Origin of the sequence: Mesorhizobium sp. CA5 (genome assembly GCF_020165105.1) — a bacterium.
Taxonomy (GTDB): Bacteria; Pseudomonadota; Alphaproteobacteria; order Rhizobiales; family Rhizobiaceae; genus Mesorhizobium.
This window is the reverse complement of sequence record NZ_JAIUHJ010000011.1, coordinates 128,620-145,293: the sequence shown is the minus strand read 5'-3', so window position 1 is coordinate 145,293 and position 16,674 is coordinate 128,620. Positions and strand designations below refer to the sequence as shown.

Sequence of the window (16,674 nt, the reverse complement as noted above, 5' to 3'; positions counted from 1 at the left end):
TGAAAGGCATGACCTGGAACCATCCGCGCGGCTACGACCCGATGGTGGCATGCTCGGCGCTGTGGAAGGAAAGGACCGGCGTCTCGATCGAATGGGAAAAGCGCTCGCTGCAGGATTTCGAATCCTTCCCGGTGGAAGAGCTCGCCCGCGCCTATGATTTGATCGTCATCGACCACCCGCATGTCGGCCAGATCACCGCCGAGAAATGCCTTGCGCCGCTCGATGTGCCCGGACGCGAGGCGGAACGCGAAGCGCTGGCTGCGGCAAGCGTCGGCCAGTCCTATCCGAGCTATAGCTGGCAGGGCCGGCAATGGGCTTTCCCGATCGACGCCGCGACCCAGGTGCAGGCGTGGCGGCCCGATCTGATCGAAGCCGCGCCGGCGATCTGGACCGAAGTGCTGGCGCTTGCCGAGCAGGGCCGCGTGCTCCTGCCGCTGCGGCCGCCGCATTCGCTGATGTGCTTCTACACTTTGGCCGCCGATCTCGGCCGGCCATGCATAGTCGACGGCTCGAACGACCTTGTCGATGGCGAGACCGGCGAAACCGCCTTCGAGATGCTGCGTGAGATTGCGGCGCTAGTCGATCCCGCATGCCTGACGATGGATCCGATCGCCGTCTTCGAGAAGATGGCCAAGTCCGGCTCGCGCATCGCCTGCGCGCCGCTGATCTATGGCTATGTTCCCTATGCGGTGGCGGGTTTCCGCCCGCACCGCCTCGCCTTCGCCGACATGCCGGTCGCCGGCGGCAACGGCCCGGTCGGCTCGGCGCTTGGCGGCACCGGCATTGCCGTCTCCGCCTTTTCCGCCCAGCGCCAGGCGGCAATCGACTTCGCCTACTGGATCGCCAGCGGCGACGTGCAGCGCGGCCCTTATGCTGCCGCAGGCGGCCAGCCCGGCCACGCCGCGGCCTGGGAGGACGATGCCGTCAATGCCGCGACCGGCGACTTCTATCGCGCTACGCGGGCGACACTCGAGGGCGCCTGGGTCCGCCCGCGCCATGACGGCTACATGGCCTTCCAGCAGCTGGCTTCGGATCGCATCAATGAAGGCCTTGCCGGCCGGCAGGACGCCGGCCATGTCGTCGCCGACATCAATCGCCTGTTCCGGGAGAGTTTCGTGCCAGCCGCCGGCTAGATGTGCGGATCGCCGCCGCGACGCTCGGCGAGCTTGACGTCTATATCCGCCACAGCCGGCGTGCATTGCCCGAGAGCAGGCAGGTCCGCTCTGAATCGCTTGCACCGGCCAGCAGCGCATGCGTGGCGGCGATCCAGGTCGTCAGCCCGCCGCCCAACGTGCAGACCGGCCAGTCGCTGCCCCAGATCACTCGGTCCCAGCCGAAGCACCGGATCGTGTGCCCGACATAGGGCCGGAGCGTCTCGACCGTCCACGTCGCCGGATCGGCATAGGCGACGACGCCGGAGATCTTGGCCGTGACGTTGGGCCGCTTGGCAATTGCTTCCATATGCTCTCGCCACGGATGCTCGGCATTGCCCTTGATGTCGGGCACGCCGCAATGGTCGAGAACGAACTGGACGTCGGGCGCGAGGTCGGCGAGCGCCATTGCCTTTGGGATCTGATGCGGCAGCACCACAAGATCGAATGTCAGGCCAGTGCCGGCCAGCCGCTTGACGTTCTGGCGAAACAGCGCCCCTTCCGAAACGTCGTCGGGAACGACATGCAGCACGCGACGGAAACCCTTGACGAACGGCTCCGCCTTGACCGTTTCCAGATAAGCCTCGAAACCGGCCTCCTCGGGCCGGCAGGAGGCGATCGCTCCGCGAAGCAGGCTGCCCGCCTGGCCGGCGATCGCCTTGACGTGCGCCGTCTCGGCGGCGATGTCGGCGGGGTCTACGTCGACCTCCATATGCAACACGGCTTCAATGCCTGAGCGCCGCGCATCGGCGGCATATTCGGCATAGGAGAAATCGCGGTTCAGCGCCGGCACACCGGCAAGCCATGGATAGCGAAGCGCGCTCTGGTCGATGAGGTGCAGATGCGTGTCGATGATCATGGCGGCGTATCCTCCGTGGCCTGGAGAATGATCCTGAAAAGTTGCAGACTTTTCGGATAAGATCATGCTCCAAAAAAACAAAGCGTTAGGACGGGATGACCGGATCCCGCACCTAAGACACTATCTCGCCGAAAAATCTATTATTCAAATAAGAAATTACGACGATTGTGGCACATCCGACCCGGCGAGCTGCGAGAGCCTTGCCGCTGCATCCTGCAGATGCCGGATCGTCAGTGTGATGTCCGGCGCCGTGGGCGCGTTGACTAAGGTGATGTAGGGAATGGTCAGCGCCGCGATGGCTCTGCCGTCCGGCCCCAGCACCGGCGTCGAAAGATTGTAGACGCCGGCGGTCTGCAGCGACGCCATCATCTCGTAACCGCGGTCGCGCACCTGGTCGAGGCGGGCGAAGAATTCCGGCGTCAGGTTGAGATGCTCGGTGCTCTGCAGATGCTCGGCGATCATCATCTTGCGCTCTTCGGGCGAGCGGAAGGCAAGCAGCACATGGCCGGAACCAGTGTCGAACAGGCTGATATGCGAGCCGACGCGGATTGAGATGCCCCAATAGCGAGGCGCTTCCTGCTGCGCGATCACCACGGCAGCGCCCCGGTCGAACACGACCAACTGGTTGGCCTGCGATGAGGTTTCGGCCAGCTCCCGCATGATCGGCGTCGCATAGGACACCAGCCGGCGAACCGGTGCGTGCAATTGCGCGAGGCCGAAGAGCTTGAGCGTCAGCGAGTAACGGTCGCCGTCGATCTTGGTGACATAGCCGCGCCGCACCAAGCGGTCGAGCATGCGATAGAACTCGTTCGGGCTGCGGTCGAGCCGCTTGGCGATCTCCGCCTGCGTCAGCCCGCCGTCCACGCTGGACAACAACTCGAGAATATCCAGCCCCTTGTCCAGCGCCGGCGCGCGGTAGCGGTCCCCATCTTCTTCCTCTGCCACCCATCCCTCCAGTGAATTTCGATCTGCATATATGCATGAACTTCATTCCGCTGGAAGCACATTCGGCTTGACCCGGGAATGAAAATGCTATTTGCATATGAATGAAGCTCAGGCGATCGGTCGCGCACTCGGGCAGGCCGTCGCTACGAGCCCATGGGAGGAGAACATGACGAGACTGGTTCTAGGCATTTCCGCCGGCCTGGCTGGCCTGCTGCTGAGCGGCACTGCGTTTTCGGCCTCTCTGCCCGGCAAATTTCCGGGCGTGACGATCGACGTGAAGCTGATCGGCGGTCAGCAATATGAAAAGCTCTATGAGCGCATCCCCGAATGGGAGAAGGCGACCGGCGCCAAGGTCAACATCCTGACCAAGAAGAACGGCTTCGACATCGACAAGGAGCTGAAGTCCGACATCGCCTCGGGCAGCACCAACTGGTGCGTCGGCTGGAACCATTCGTCCTTCGCGCCGCAATACACCGGCCTTTACACCGACCTCAGCAAGCTCTTGCCGAAGGAAGAGATCGACGCTTTCGTGCCGTCGACAATCAAGGCCGCGACCATCGACGGCAAGCTCGAGATGCTGCCGCGCGCGCAGTTCGATGTCTCGGCGCTCTACTACCAGAAGAGCCTCTACGAGAACGCCGACAACAAGACCAAGTTCAAGGCCAAATACGGCTATGACCTTGCGCCGCCCGACACCTGGAAGGAAGTCACCGATCAGGCCGAGTTCTTCGCCAACCCACCCAATTTCTACGGCACGCAGTTCGCCGGCAAGGAAGAGGCGATCAACGGCCGCTTCTACGAGATGGTGGTCGCCGAGGGCGGCGAATATCTCGACAAGGATGGCAAGCCCGTCTTCAATTCCGAGGCCGGTATCCGTGCGCTGGACTGGTTCGTCAATCTTTACAAGGCCAAGGCCGTGCCGGCCGGCACCACCAACTATCTCTGGGACGATCTCGGCCAGGGCTTTGCCTCGGGCACCGTGGCGATCAACCTCGACTGGCCGGGCTGGGCCGGCTTCTTCAACGACCCGAAGTCCTCGAAGGTCGCCGGCAATGTCGGCGTGAAGGTCGCGCCCAAGGGGTCTTCCGGCAAGCGCACCGGCTGGTCGGGTTTCCATGGCTTCTCAGTGACCGAGAACTGCCCGAACAAGGAAGCCGCCGCCTCTCTGGCGTGGTGGCTGACCAATGAGGACAGCCAGAAGCTGGAAGCCGCCGCCGGCCCGCTGCCGACCCGCACCGCGGTTTGGGACTGGGACCTGAAGCAGGCTGAGAACGATCCGTACAAGAAGGAGGTCCTCGCCGCCTTCCAGGAGGAAGCCAAGCACGCCTTCGCCGTGCCGCAGACGCCTGAGTGGATCGAGATCTCCAACGCCGTCTACCCCGAGCTGCAGGCGGCGATCCTTGGCGACAAGACGTCCAAGCAGGCCCTGGACGAGGCGGCCGCCAAGGCGACGCAGATCCTTCAGGACGCCGGCAAGCTCTAAGCAGCACTCCCAAGGCTGCCTCCCCCATCGTGAATGGGGGAGGCGACAGCGTCTTGTCGCCGCTGACTTTCCGCTCCGGCCGGGGCCATGCCCGTGGCGGCCCGAAATGCAATACACCACAGGATCCTGATGAAGGGCTTCAAGCCATCCGCGCCGTTCCTGCTGCTGCTTCCGGCCATGGTCGTGCTGGCGGCTGTGGTGGTGCTACCGTTGATCCTGTCGCTCTATTCCAGCTTCACGCCCTTCCGCCTGACGCGGCCCGAGACCTTCTTCGTCTTCGTCGGCTTCAGGAACTATCTATCGATCCTCACCAATGCGGATTTCTGGTGGGCCTTCGGCCGCACCGTTCTGTTGCTCACCATCGCGCTGAACCTCGAGATGCTGCTCGGCCTCGGCCTGGCCATGCTGGTCGAGAAGGCAACGCGCGGCCAGCGCATCCTGCGCACGCTGATGATGTTCCCGATGATGTTCTCGCCGATCCTCGTCGGCTTCCAGTTCAAATTCATGTTCAACGACAATATCGGCCTGGTGAACAATGCGCTGCAGTCGCTGGGCATCACTGAGGACGCCATCCCGTGGCTGATCGAAGGCCATCTCGCCTTCATCGCCATCTCGATCGCCGAGATCTGGTCATCGACCTCGATCTTCGCGATTCTGATCCTGGCCGGCCTGCTCGCCATGCCCAAGGAGCCGATCGAGGCGGCGCGCGTCGATGGCTGCACGCCCTGGCAGACCTTCCGCTATGTCACCTGGCCCTTCGTCATGCCCTTCGCCTACATCGCCATGACGATCCGCTCGCTCGATGTCGCGCGAGCCTATGACATCGTCAAGATCATGACCGATGGCGGCCCGGCCGGCCGCACCGAGCTGTTGTGGACGCTGGTCGGGCGCACGGCCTACAGCGATGCCCGCATGGGCCTCGCCAATGCCATGGCCTATTTCTCGATTCTGCTATCGATCGCCTTCACCGTCTATTTCTACAACAAGCTCGCCGCGGCTCGCGCGCAGATCGGCGCGGAGTGGTGAGGATGGACGAGAACGCCTCCGCGCGCCTCACGCGCCGCGCGCTCACCGTCGCGCACCGCGTCGGCCTATTCCTTGCCATGCTGGTGATCTGCCTGCCGGGCATCTGGATCGTGCTGTCGTCGCTCAGGCCCACGGTCGAGATCATGGCCAAGCCGCCGGTCTGGATTCCGCAGCAGCTGTCCGTCGACGCCTATGTCGCCATGTTCAGCGGCATCGGCAAAGGCGGCATCCCGGTGCTCGACTATTTCCGCAACTCGCTGATCATCTCGGTCACCTCGACGGCGATCGCGGTGGCCATCGGCATGGCCGGCGGCTACGCCTTCGCGCGCTACCGCTTCCGCGGCAAGTCGGGCATGTTCCTCGGCCTGATGCTGACCCGCACCGTGCCCGGCATCGCGCTCTCGCTGCCCTTGTTCTTCCTCTATGTGCGGCTGGGCATCATCGACACTCATATCGGCATGATCCTGGCCTATGTCGCGCTCAACGTGCCGTTCACCATCTGGCTGATCGACGGCTTCTTCCGCCAAGTGCCGAAGGACCTTGCCGAAGCAGCCCAGATCGACGGCTGCACGCGCTGGCAGGCGTTCTGGCAGGTCGAATTTCCGCTGGCGCGTCCGGGCATCGCCTCGGCCGCCATCTTCGCCTTCCTCACCTGCTGGAACGAGTTCGCTTTGGCCTCGCAACTCACTCGTTCCGTCAATTCCAAGACGCTGCCGGTCGGCCTACTCGACTATACGGCCGAGTTCACCATCGACTGGCGCGGCATGTGCGCGCTGGCCGTGGTAATGATCATCCCGGCGCTGACCCTCACCTATATCGTCCAGAAACGCCTCGTCGGTGGCCTGACCTCCGGCGCGGTGAAAGGTTGATTTCCATGGCAACGGTTTCGCTGAAACAGCTCACCAAGCGCTACGGCAATATGGAGATTGTGCATGGCATCGATCTCGATATCGCCGACCGCGAATTCATCGCGCTGGTTGGCCCGTCCGGCTGTGGCAAATCGACGACGTTGCGCATGATCGCTGGGCTGGAGGACATCAGCGGCGGCACGATCGACATCGGCGGGCGCATGGTTAACGACCTGCCGCCGCGCTCGCGCAACATCTCCATGGTGTTCCAGTCCTATGCGCTCTATCCGCACATGACGGTGCGCGAGAATCTCGGCTTCTCGCTCAAGATCGCGGGTGCGGCCAAGGATGACATGGACCGGCGCGTCGCCGAAGCCTCCGCCATCCTCGGCCTCGACGAACTGCTCGAGCGCCGCCCCTCGCAGCTCTCGGGTGGCCAGCGCCAGCGCGTCGCCATGGGCCGCGCCATCGTGCGCGATCCGGATGTCTTCCTGTTCGACGAGCCGCTCTCCAACCTTGACGCCAAGCTGCGCACGCAGATGCGCACCGAGATCAAGAAGCTGCACGCCAAGGTCAAGTCGACGGTGATCTATGTCACCCACGACCAGGTCGAGGCGATGACGTTGGCCGACCGCATCGTCATCATGCGCTCAGGCCATATCGAGCAGGTCGGCACGCCGGACGAGGTGTTCAGCCGTCCCGCGACCCGCTTCGTCGCCGGCTTCATCGGCTCGCCGCCGATGAACCTGCACGAGGCGACGGTGAGCGACGGCAGGCTGATGTTCAGCGGCGGCGACAGCCTGCCGCTGCCCGGCCAGTTCAAGTCGAAGACGGCTGCCGGCGACAAGGTCGTATTCGGCATCCGCCCCGATGATTTCTACCCGACCGGCCACGGCTTGAGCTCCGGCGGCGAGACCGAAGTCCACCGCGTCGAGCTGCCGGTCAGCATCACCGAGCCGCTCGGCAACGAAACGCTGGTCTTCGCCGAGTTCAACGGCACCGACTGGGTCTCGCGCATGCTCAATCCGAAGCCGCTGAAAGCAGGTGACAGGATCGGCATGAGCTTCGACCTGAGCCGCGCGCATCTGTTCTCCGCCGAAACCGGCAAGTCGCTGAGGAGCTGACATGGCGAAAATCGAGAAAATCGAGCTGCGCATGGTCGACCTCGTACCGAAGGTGAAGCGCACCGACGCCATCCAGAGCTTCGTCAGCCAGGAGACGCCGATCGTCACCATCACCGATGCCGACGGCGCATCGGGCACCGGCTACAGCTACACAATCGGCACCGGCGGCTCGTCGGTGATGCGGCTTCTGGCCGACCATCTCGCGCCGCGCCTGATCGGCCGCGACGCCGACAAGATCGAGGCGATCTGGCACGACCTCGAATTCGCCACCCATGCCACCACCATCGGCGCCATCACGGCGATCGCGCTGGCCGCCATCGACATCGCCTTGTGGGACCTGCGCGCGAGAAAGCAGAACCTGCCGCTCTGGAAGCTTGCCGGCGGCGCCAAGGACCGCTGCCCGCTCTACACGACAGAGGGCGGCTGGCTGCATATCGAGACGCAGGCACTGGTCGACGATGCACTGGAAGCGATGGCCAAGGGCTTTACCGGCTCCAAGGTGAAGATAGGCAAGCCGCACGGTTCTGAGGACGTCGCGCGGCTGTCGGCGGTGCGCAAGGCGGTCGGCGACGGCTACGAGATCATGACCGACTGCAATCAGGGCTTTTCCGTCGACGAGGCGATCCGCCGCGCCGAGCGGTTGCGCGATCTCGATCTCGCCTGGATCGAGGAGCCGCTGCCGGCAGACGACATCGACGGCCATGTGCGGCTGTCGAACTCGACCGCGACGCCGATCGCGGTCGGCGAGTCGCTCTATTCGATAAGGCATTTTCGCGAATACATGCAGAAGGGTGCATGCAACATCGTCCAGGTCGATGCCGGTCGCATCGGCGGCATCACCCCTTGGCTGAAAGTCGCCCACGCCGCGGAGGCTTTCGACATGCCGGTCTGCCCGCATTTCCTGATGGAACTGCATGTCAGCCTGGTCTGCGCCATCCAGAACGGCAAATATGTCGAATATATTCCGCAACTCGACGAGTTGACGGGCGCCAAGATACGCATCGAGAATGGCCATGCGCTGGCGCCCAGCGAGCCCGGGATCGGCATCGACTGGGACTGGGACGCCGTGAAGGCAAAGAGCATGGCCGAGTTCACCACGGCGATCGCGAAATAGGGAGACGGATATGCAGCGGATGGGAATGGTGCTGGGCCTGAAGCCCGAAAAGGTCGAAGAATATGTCCGCCTTCACGCTGCTGTCTGGCCGGACGTGCTGACCATGATCTCGGCCTGTAACATCAAGAACTATTCGATCTACCTGAAGCGGCCGGAGAACCTGCTTTTCTCCTATTTCGAATATCACGGCACCGACTACGCCGCCGACATGGCCAAGATGGCCGCCGACCCGAAGACGCAGGAATGGTGGTCCGTTTGCATACCCTGTCAGGAGCCGCTTGAGACGCGGAAGGAAGGCGAGTGGTGGGCCTCGATGGACGAGGTCTTCCATTATGACTGATGCCTTCGATCCGGCATCGCTGGCGCAGTCCTGGCCGAAGCCTTTAAAACCGCGCTCGATCGTGACGTTCGGCGCCGGCTCGATCGTCGGCGACGCGCATTTTCCCGCCTATCGTAAGGCCGGCTTCCCGATTTCCGGCCTCTACGATCCGGATCAGGCCAAGGCGCAAAAACTGGCCGAGACATGGGGTGTGACGGCGTTCCGTTCGGTCGAGGAAGCGGCTGCGGTAAAGGACGCGATCTTCGATCTCGCCACCCCGCCGGGCCGGCATGCCGAGGTGCTGAAGGCTTTGCCGGATGGTGCGGTGGCGCTGATCCAGAAGCCGATGGGCAATTATCTCGGCGAAGCGACGGAAATTCTCGAGATCTGCCGCGCCAAGCAGCTCAAGGCGGCGGTCAATTTCCAGCTCCGCTTCGCGCCGATGATGCTGGCGCTGAAGGACGCCATTGCCAAGGGATGGCTGGGCGAGGTGGTGGATTTCGACGCGCTTCTGGCGCTCGACACGCCCTGGCAGCTCTGGGAATTCCTGCTCAAGGCGCCGCGCGTCGAGATCGCCATGCATTCGATCCACTATCTCGACCTGATCCGCCAGCTTCTCGGCAATCCGCTTGGCGTGCATGCCAAGACGCTCGGCCATCCCGATCACAAGGTCGCGCAGACCCGCACCAGCGCCATCCTCGACTATGGCGATACGGTGCGCTGCGCGCTCTCGATCAACCACGACCACAAATTCGGGCGCCGCCATCAGGCTTGCGAGTTCCGCATCTGCGGCACAGAGGGCGCAGCCTATGTCAAGCTCGGCCTCAACCTCGACTATCCGCGCGGCGAACCGGACATTCTGGAAATCCATCCCAAGGGCGGCTCGGAGTGGGTCACCGTGTCGCTCGCCGGCGAATGGTTCCCCGATGCCTTTGTCGGCCGCATGGCCAATGTCCAGCGCTTCGCATCCGGCGAAGACGCGGAGCTGGTCAGCTCCGTCGAGGACGCCTGGCACACAATGGCGCTGGTCGAGGCCGCCTATAAATCGAGTGCCGCGCCGGCGACGCCGCTGGCTGCAAAGCCGTAAGGCCGGACATGGAACAGACCACCTATTTCGAGGACTACGAGATCGGCTCGTCGCGCCTCACCAGCGGCCGCACCATCACCGAGACGGACTTCGTCGTCCATGCCGGCCACACCGGCGATTTCTTCCCGCATCACATGGATGCCGAGTTCATGAAGACGACACCTTTCGGCCAGCGCATCGCGCATGGCACGCTGGTGTTTTCGGTCGGCGTCGGGCTGACGGCGAGCGTCGTCAACCCGGTCGCCTTCTCCTACGGCTACGACCGGCTGCGCTTCATCAAGCCGGTCTTCATCGGCGATACGATCCGCACGCGCACCACCATCGCCGCCAAGGAAGACGACCCCAAACGGCCAAACGCGGGACGCGTCATCGAACACGTCGAGGTTTTGAACCAGCACGACGAGATCGTGCTGGCGGCGGATCACATCTATATCGTCGAGCGACGGCCCGGCTGAAAGACGGAGACAAAGAACATGGCGGATATCACTGGCAAGGTCGTGGTCGTCACGGCGGCCGCGCAGGGCATAGGACGGGCAAGCGCGCTGGCTTTCGCCAAGGCCGGCGCGATCGTCCATGCCACCGACATCAACGAGGCGGCCTTGGCCGAGCTTGGCAAGACGCCTGGCATTACGACGCGAAAACTCGATGTGCTGAACGACGATGCGGTGAAGGCCGCCTTCGCCGAAATCGGCCGCGTCGACGTGCTGTTCAACTGCGCCGGCTTCGTCCATGCCGGCTCGATCCTGGAGATGAAGGACGAGGATCTCGACTTTGCCTTCAATCTTAATGTGCGCGCCATGATCCGCACCATCCGCGCCGTGCTGCCCGGCATGCTGGAGCGCGGCGACGGTTCGATCATCAACATGGCCTCCGTCGCCGGCGCGCCGAAGGGCGTGCCGAACCGCTTCGCCTATGGCGTGACCAAGGCGGCCGTGATCGGGCTTACAAAATCGATTGCCGCCGACTACGTCGCTAAAGGAATCCGCTGCAACGCCATTTGCCCCGGCACTGTGGAGAGCCCGTCGCTTCAGGGCCGCATGCAGGCTCAGGGCGACTATGAGGCGGCGCGCGCGGCCTTCATCTCCCGCCAGCCGATGGGTAGGATCGGCACGGCGGACGAGATCGCAGACCTTGCCGTCTATCTCGCCGGCGCCACCTACACGACAGGACAGGCCTATAATATCGACGGCGGCTGGTCGATCTGAGGCCGTTGCGGCAGCCAGGTTGAGCGCGGGCGGCAATCCAGTTACGAGGCGAGCCAGTACGAGGCAGCAATGACAAAAATCACAGCCCTCAGAACCTTCGACCTGCGCTTCCCCACGTCGCAAAGTCTCGACGGCTCGGACGCGATGAATCCGGACCCGGACTATTCGGCCGCCTATGTCATTCTCGACACCGATGTCCCGTCGCTGAGAGGCCATGGTCTCACCTTCACCATCGGCCGCGGCAACGAGATCTGCTGCGCGGCGATCGAAGCGCTGCGCCACCTCGTCGTCGGGCTCGACCTCGACTGGGTGAAAGAGGATCCCGGCCGCTTCTGGCACCACGTCACCGGCGACAGCCAATTGCGCTGGATCGGGCCGGACAAGGGCGCCATGCATCTTGCCGTTGGCGCGGTGGTCAACGCGGTCTGGGATCTCTGGGCCAAGGAAGCCGGCAAGCCGGTCTGGCGCCTGGTCGCCGAGATGAGCCCGGAAGAGATCGTGCGCATCGTCGATTTCCGCTATCTCAGCGACGCCATCACGCCGGCCGAGGCGCTGGAGATTTTGAAGAGGGCCGAGGCCGGCAAGGCCGAGCGCATCGCCACGCTCGAGCGCGAAGGCTATGCCTGCTACACCACCTCGGCCGGCTGGCTCGGCTATCCCGACGACAAGCTCAGGCGCCTCTGCCAGGAAGCGGTCGACGAGGGTTTCAATCACATCAAGCTGAAGGTAGGGCGCGATCGCGCCGACGATATCCGCCGCCTCAAGATCGCTCGCGAAGTGATCGGCCCGGACCGTTACCTGATGATCGACGCCAACCAGGTCTGGGAGGTCGACCAAGCGATCGATTGGCTCAAGGACCTTGCCTTCGCCAAGCCCTTCTTCATCGAGGAGCCGACCAGTCCGGACGATGTCGCCGGCCACGCGAAGATCCGCAAGGCTGTCGCGCCGATCAAGGTCGCGACCGGCGAGATGTGCCAGAACCGCATCATGTTCAAGCAGTTCATCGCCGGCGGCGCGATCGACGTCGTGCAGATCGATTCCTGCCGCATGGGCGGGCTGAACGAGGTTCTGGCGGTGCTTCTGATCGCCGCCAAATACCGCCTGCCGGTCTGGCCGCATGCCGGCGGCGTCGGTCTATGCGAATATGTCCAGCATCTGTCGATGATCGACTATATCGCGGTGTCGGGCAGCAAGGACGGACGGGTGATCGAATATGTCGATCACCTGCATGAACATTTCGTCGAACCCTGCGTGATCCGCGATGCCGCCTATATGCCGCCCCGTGCGCCCGGCTTCTCGATCGAGATGAAGGCACAGTCAATCGAGGACTACCTGCATCGGCCCTGAAAGGTGACGCTGCAAACTGTTACTACGCCCGCGCGACTGGACCGCTGCGAATCGGCTATGCCAGCCGAATGCAGGAGACTTCCCTCTACGAGCCGGTGAAGCGGTTCCTCGAGAGCCTGGATTTCGCCGTCAAGGGCGAGATCGGCGGCTGCGACGTGGTCGGCGTGCGTGCCGGCGAGCCGCCGGTTGTCGTCATCTGCGAGCTCAAGCTGCAATTCAACCTCGAGCTCGTCCTGCAGGCCGTCGATCGCGCGGCGGCCTGTGACGAGGTCTGGCTGGCCGCCTTGATGTCGGCGCGCGGCAAGGGCCGTGAGCACGACCGTCGCTTCCGCGCGCTCTGCCGCCGTCTCGGCTTCGGCCTGTTGGGCGTCGGCAAGAAGGGCGAGGTGGAACTGCTGCTCAGTCCCGCCGCCTTGCCGCCGCGCCGCGACCCGCGCCGGCGCTCGCGCCTGGTCGAGGAGCATCACCGCCGCAAGGGCGATCCGTCCGTCGGCGGCAGCACGCGCAAGAAGCCGATCATGACCGCTTATCGCCAGGAGGCGCTCGCCTGCGCCGCCGCGATGGTCGACGGCCCGAAACGGCCGCGCGACCTCAAAACCCTTTCGCCGCGCGCCGCCAGCATCCTGCAGCACAATTACTATGGCTGGTTCGCCCGCGCCGAGCGCGGCATCTATGCACTGACAGAAGCCGGCCTTGCCGCCATCGGACCTTTGCCGGCGACGTTGTAAGGGCGATTTGCCGACTTACCAATCCGCCTTGTGACCGGAAAACCCGCCATTCGGCGTCGGGCCTGGTTTCGGTTGTTGACTCATCTTTCCGCCTGTGCAGAAATTGGTTGGACCATTGAACCACTTTTAGGCCCAGCCGGCGTGACCGATTTCCTGCCCCCCATCCAGACGACGGCGCGCGACGACGCGGTGCTGAAGGCCTTGGCGGGGTTCGTGCGGCAGGAGGCTCTGGGTCCCGGCGAGAAGCTGCCGACGGAGCGCATCCTCGCCGAACGCCTCAAGGTCAGCCGCAACACGGTGCGTGAGGCGCTGACGCGCTGGGAAGGCCTCGGCCTGGTCGAGCGGCGGCAGGGTTCGGGCACCTACCTCAAGGCCGCCGTCTCGCCCGATATGCTGCACATGCCGCTGACATTAGCCGGTGGCAATGATTTCGCCGGCCTGATGTCGACGCTTGAGATCCGGCGCGCGCTGGAAGCGGAGGCCGCCGCGCTCTGCGCCATTCGTGCCGGCAAAGCCGAGCTCGCCGAGATCGAGCGCAAGCTCGACCTCATGGAAGAGGCCTTCCAAACCCGCGCCGGGATGTCCTCGGACGAGGATTGGGAATTCCACCAGGCGATCTTTCGCGCTTCCGGCAATCCGCTGTTCGAGCAGATCATCGCCGCCATGTACGAACTGTTCCACCGTTTCTGGGAGCATCCTCTTGGCGTGCGCGACTTCGGCCATGCCAGTTTTCCTTATCACCGGACCATCTTCAATTGCATCGCCGCGCGTGACCCAGATGGCGCTCGCGCCGAGGCGCTAAAACTCATCGCCACCGTCGAGGACGATTTGAAGCGCGGCGCTGCCAACCTCAAACTTTCGGACCGCAGATGAACGAGCAGCCCAGCACTTTCGACCCGGCCTCGATGGCCAGCGACTATCTCAGCGAGGCGGCGACGCTTCTGGCGCATGACGATCCGTTTCCCGACGGTGCGGTGGTGCCGCCGATCTACCAGACCTCTCTGTTCACCTTCGCCAATTATGCCGACATGGCCGACACCTTCGCCGGCCGGCGAAAGCAGCCGATCTATTCGCGCGGCGACAACCCGACGGTGATGGAATTCGAAGCGCGTGTCGCCGCGCTCGAAGGCGCGGAGGCCGCGCGCGGCTTTTCCAGCGGCATGGCGGCCATCAGCGCTACGGTGCTCGCTTTTGTCGGCGCCGGCGAGCGTATGGTTGCCGTGCGCAACTGCTATGGCGACGCCTACCGCCTGTTCGAGCGGCTGTTCCCGCGCTTACACATCAAGGTCGATTATGTCGACGGCTCCGATCCTGACGCGGTTGCCGCGGCGCTTCCCGGCGCCAAGCTGCTCTACCTCGAAAGCCCTACCTCGATGATGTTCGAGCTGCAGGACCTGGAGCATCTGACGCGGCTGGCGAAGGAGCAGGGCATCGTCACCACCATCGACAATTCCTGGGCCACCCCCGTTTTCCAGAAGCCGATCTCGCATGGCGTCGACCTGGTGCTGCACTCGGCCTCGAAATATCTGGGCGGCCACAGCGACACCGTCGCCGGTGTGGTGGCCGGCTCAGCCGCCCATATCAAGCACATCAACGAACAGACCTATTCCCAGCTTGGCGGCAAGCTGTCGCCCTTCGAAGGCTGGCTGTTGCTGCGCGGCCTGCGCACGCTGCCGCTGCGCCTGCCGCACCACATGAAGAGCGGGCTCATCATTGCCGAGCGGCTGAAGGCGCATGGCAAGGTCGAGCGGGTCAACCATCCCGCCTATTCCAACCACCCCGGCAAGAAGACTTTAGCCGGCTATGCCGGGCTGTTCTCCTTCGAGGTCACCGAGGATGTCGACATCCCGGCCTTCGTCGACGCCCTGAAATATTTCCGCATCGGCGTCAGCTGGGGCGGCCATGAAAGCCTGGTCGTGCCGGCAAAAGCCTCGCTCGAGCAGACGCCGGGCATCAATTCGATGGCGCGCTTCGGCGTCAGCCCTCGAACCATCCGCTTCAACGTCGGATTGGAAAATGTCGAGGACCTCTGGGCCGACATCGCCCAAGCCTTCGACAAAAGTAAAGCCTTCGACAAATCAAAAAAATAGTCGTCCAAAATGGGAGTCCCGAAGATGAAAAAACTGACCTTCATGTTTGCCGCCGTAGCCGGCCTGGCGATTTCCGCCAGCGGCGCGCTGGCCGATACCACCATCAAGCTGGTCGAGGTCATCACCAGCCCGCCGCGCACCGAATTCCTGAAGAAGCAGATTGCCGAATTCGAGACGGCGAACCCGGGCATCAAGGTGGAGGTGGTCTCGCTGCCCTGGGGCCAGGCCTTCGAGAAGTTCCTCACCATGGTGCAGGCCGGCGACACGCCCGATGTGGTCGAAATGCCCGAGCGCTGGATGGGCCTCTATGCCAACAACGGGCAGCTTGAGGATCTCGGCCCTTACATGGCCAAGTGGCCCGACGCCAAGACGCTTGGCGACCGAGCCAAGCAGTTCGGCTCGACAGTCAACAATACGCAGTTCATGATACCCTATGGCTATTATGTGAACGCGCTGTTCTGGAACAAGAAGCTGTTCAAGGAAGCCGGCCTCGACCGTCCGCCGGAAAACCTCGACGAGTTCGTCTCCTTCTCCAAGAAGATCTCCGCGATCCCCGGCAAATACGGCTACTGCCTGCGCGGCGGCCCCGGCGCCTTCAACGGCATGCACATGTTCATGAACATCGCCGACGGCAAGGGCGGCTATTTCACCGACGACGGTGTCTCGACCATCAATGACGAAGGCTCGGTCAAGGGCCTGCAGATGCTGGCAGACATGTACAAGAACGGTCTGGCGCCGAAAGATTCGGTGAGCTGGGGCTTCAACGAGACGGTGACCGGCTTCTACTCCGGCACCTGCGCCATGCTGAACCAGGATCCGGACGCGCTGCTCGGCATCGCAGACAAGATGAGCGCCGACGATTTCGCCGTCGCGCCGCTCCCAGTGGGCCCGAGCGGCAAGTCCTATCCGACGCTGGGCTATGCCGGCTGGGCCATGTTCGCCAATTCCCAGCACAAGGACGAGGCCTGGAAGCTGATGGCCACACTTCTGTCGCCCAAGGACAATCTGGAATGGGCCAAGGAAGTCGGTGTCGTCCCGATCCACAACGGCGCCGACCAGGACGCGCATTTCAAGACCGAGCAGTTCAAGGGCTGGTTTACCGAGCTCAACGACAGCTCCAAATATGAAATGGTGACTCCGCCGACGCATCTGGAAAACCTCGGCAACTTCGTCGACCAGGTGGCGATCAAGAATTTTCAGGAAGTGCTGCTCGGCCAGAAGCCGGCCAAGGACGTGGCCGACGAATGGGCGAAGTTCCTGACCAAGGAACAGCAGGACTGGCTGGCCAAGAACAAGAAGTAAACGCAGGCCATTTCCTTCTCCCCGTTCTACGGGGAGAAGGTGGCCC

Annotated in this window: 17 protein-coding genes; 15 read left to right on the top strand and 2 right to left on the bottom strand. The window is 63.5% G+C overall.

The genetic code is table 11. The annotated features are described in order from the left end of the window. Window positions 1-8: 8 nt before the first annotated feature. Window positions 9-1,133, top strand: coding sequence for an extracellular solute-binding protein (locus tag LB529_RS16535; protein WP_224711711.1), 1,125 nt, complete (start codon window positions 9-11; stop codon window positions 1,131-1,133). Between the two features lie 40 nt (window positions 1,134-1,173). On the opposite strand, the gene LB529_RS16530 is transcribed toward LB529_RS16535, so the two are convergent. Continuing rightward, window positions 1,174-2,010, bottom strand: coding sequence for an amidohydrolase family protein (locus LB529_RS16530; protein WP_224711674.1), 837 nt, complete (start codon window positions 2,008-2,010; stop codon window positions 1,174-1,176). A 156-nt stretch (window positions 2,011-2,166) separates the two neighbouring features. Further along, complete coding sequence (locus LB529_RS16525) at window positions 2,167-2,955, bottom strand: IclR family transcriptional regulator (RefSeq protein WP_095769349.1); 789 nt, start codon at window positions 2,953-2,955, stop codon at window positions 2,167-2,169. Window positions 2,956-3,121: 166 nt separating this feature from the next. On the opposite strand from LB529_RS16525, the gene LB529_RS16520 reads away from it, so the two are divergent. The 14 genes from LB529_RS16520 (at window position 3,122) to LB529_RS16455 (ending at window position 16,628) form a co-directional block, all read left to right on the top strand. After that, on the top strand, window positions 3,122-4,438 hold the full coding sequence (locus LB529_RS16520) for an ABC transporter substrate-binding protein (RefSeq protein WP_224711673.1): 1,317 nt from the start codon (window positions 3,122-3,124) through the stop codon (window positions 4,436-4,438). A gap of 129 nt (window positions 4,439-4,567) precedes the next feature. Next, a complete protein-coding gene (locus LB529_RS16515; RefSeq protein ID WP_224631391.1) occupies window positions 4,568-5,464 on the top strand; it encodes a carbohydrate ABC transporter permease in 897 nt (298 codons plus the stop codon). A 2-nt stretch (window positions 5,465-5,466) separates the two neighbouring features. After that, window positions 5,467-6,333: a carbohydrate ABC transporter permease gene (locus LB529_RS16510; RefSeq protein ID WP_224711672.1), complete on the top strand. Its 867-nt coding sequence runs from the start codon at window positions 5,467-5,469 to the stop codon at window positions 6,331-6,333. A gap of 5 nt (window positions 6,334-6,338) precedes the next feature. Further along, entirely contained in the window at window positions 6,339-7,436 is a 1,098-nt protein-coding gene (locus tag LB529_RS16505) for an ABC transporter ATP-binding protein (protein WP_224711671.1), read from the top strand. A gap of 1 nt (window position 7,437) precedes the next feature. Further along, a complete protein-coding gene (locus LB529_RS16500) occupies window positions 7,438-8,550 on the top strand; it encodes a mandelate racemase/muconate lactonizing enzyme family protein (RefSeq protein WP_224711670.1) in 1,113 nt (370 codons plus the stop codon). Window positions 8,551-8,560: 10 nt separating this feature from the next. Next, a complete protein-coding gene (locus tag LB529_RS16495; protein WP_224711669.1) occupies window positions 8,561-8,890 on the top strand; it encodes an L-rhamnose mutarotase in 330 nt (109 codons plus the stop codon). Next, entirely contained in the window at window positions 8,883-9,956 is a 1,074-nt protein-coding gene (locus LB529_RS16490) for a Gfo/Idh/MocA family protein (protein ID WP_224711668.1), read from the top strand. The genes LB529_RS16495 and LB529_RS16490 overlap by 8 nt, the downstream gene beginning before the upstream one ends. An 8-nt stretch (window positions 9,957-9,964) precedes the next feature. Then, a complete protein-coding gene (locus tag LB529_RS16485) occupies window positions 9,965-10,411 on the top strand; it encodes a MaoC/PaaZ C-terminal domain-containing protein (RefSeq protein WP_224711667.1) in 447 nt (148 codons plus the stop codon). 18 nt (window positions 10,412-10,429) lie between these two features. Then, complete coding sequence (locus LB529_RS16480; RefSeq protein WP_224711666.1) at window positions 10,430-11,161, top strand: SDR family oxidoreductase; 732 nt, start codon at window positions 10,430-10,432, stop codon at window positions 11,159-11,161. A 69-nt stretch (window positions 11,162-11,230) separates the two neighbouring features. Then, window positions 11,231-12,508 carry an L-fuconate dehydratase gene (locus LB529_RS16475; RefSeq protein ID WP_224711665.1) on the top strand — a complete coding sequence of 426 codons (1,278 nt, stop codon included), beginning with the start codon at window positions 11,231-11,233 and terminating at the stop codon, window positions 12,506-12,508. Window positions 12,509-12,576: 68 nt separating this feature from the next. Further along, the gene (locus tag LB529_RS16470; RefSeq protein WP_224711664.1) at window positions 12,577-13,236 is read left to right on the top strand and encodes a DUF2161 domain-containing phosphodiesterase; all 660 of its coding nucleotides are present in this window, start codon (window positions 12,577-12,579) and stop codon (window positions 13,234-13,236) included. Window positions 13,237-13,377: 141 nt separating this feature from the next. Beyond that, window positions 13,378-14,109, top strand: coding sequence for a FadR/GntR family transcriptional regulator (locus tag LB529_RS16465; RefSeq protein WP_140688122.1), 732 nt, complete (start codon window positions 13,378-13,380; stop codon window positions 14,107-14,109). Then, window positions 14,106-15,326, top strand: coding sequence for a PLP-dependent transferase (locus LB529_RS16460; RefSeq protein WP_224711663.1), 1,221 nt, complete (start codon window positions 14,106-14,108; stop codon window positions 15,324-15,326). Before LB529_RS16465 ends, LB529_RS16460 begins: the two co-directional genes overlap by 4 nt. A gap of 24 nt (window positions 15,327-15,350) precedes the next feature. Further along, window positions 15,351-16,628, top strand: a complete 1,278-nt coding sequence (locus tag LB529_RS16455; RefSeq protein ID WP_224711662.1) for an ABC transporter substrate-binding protein — start codon at window positions 15,351-15,353, stop codon at window positions 16,626-16,628. Window positions 16,629-16,674 lie beyond the last annotated feature (46 nt).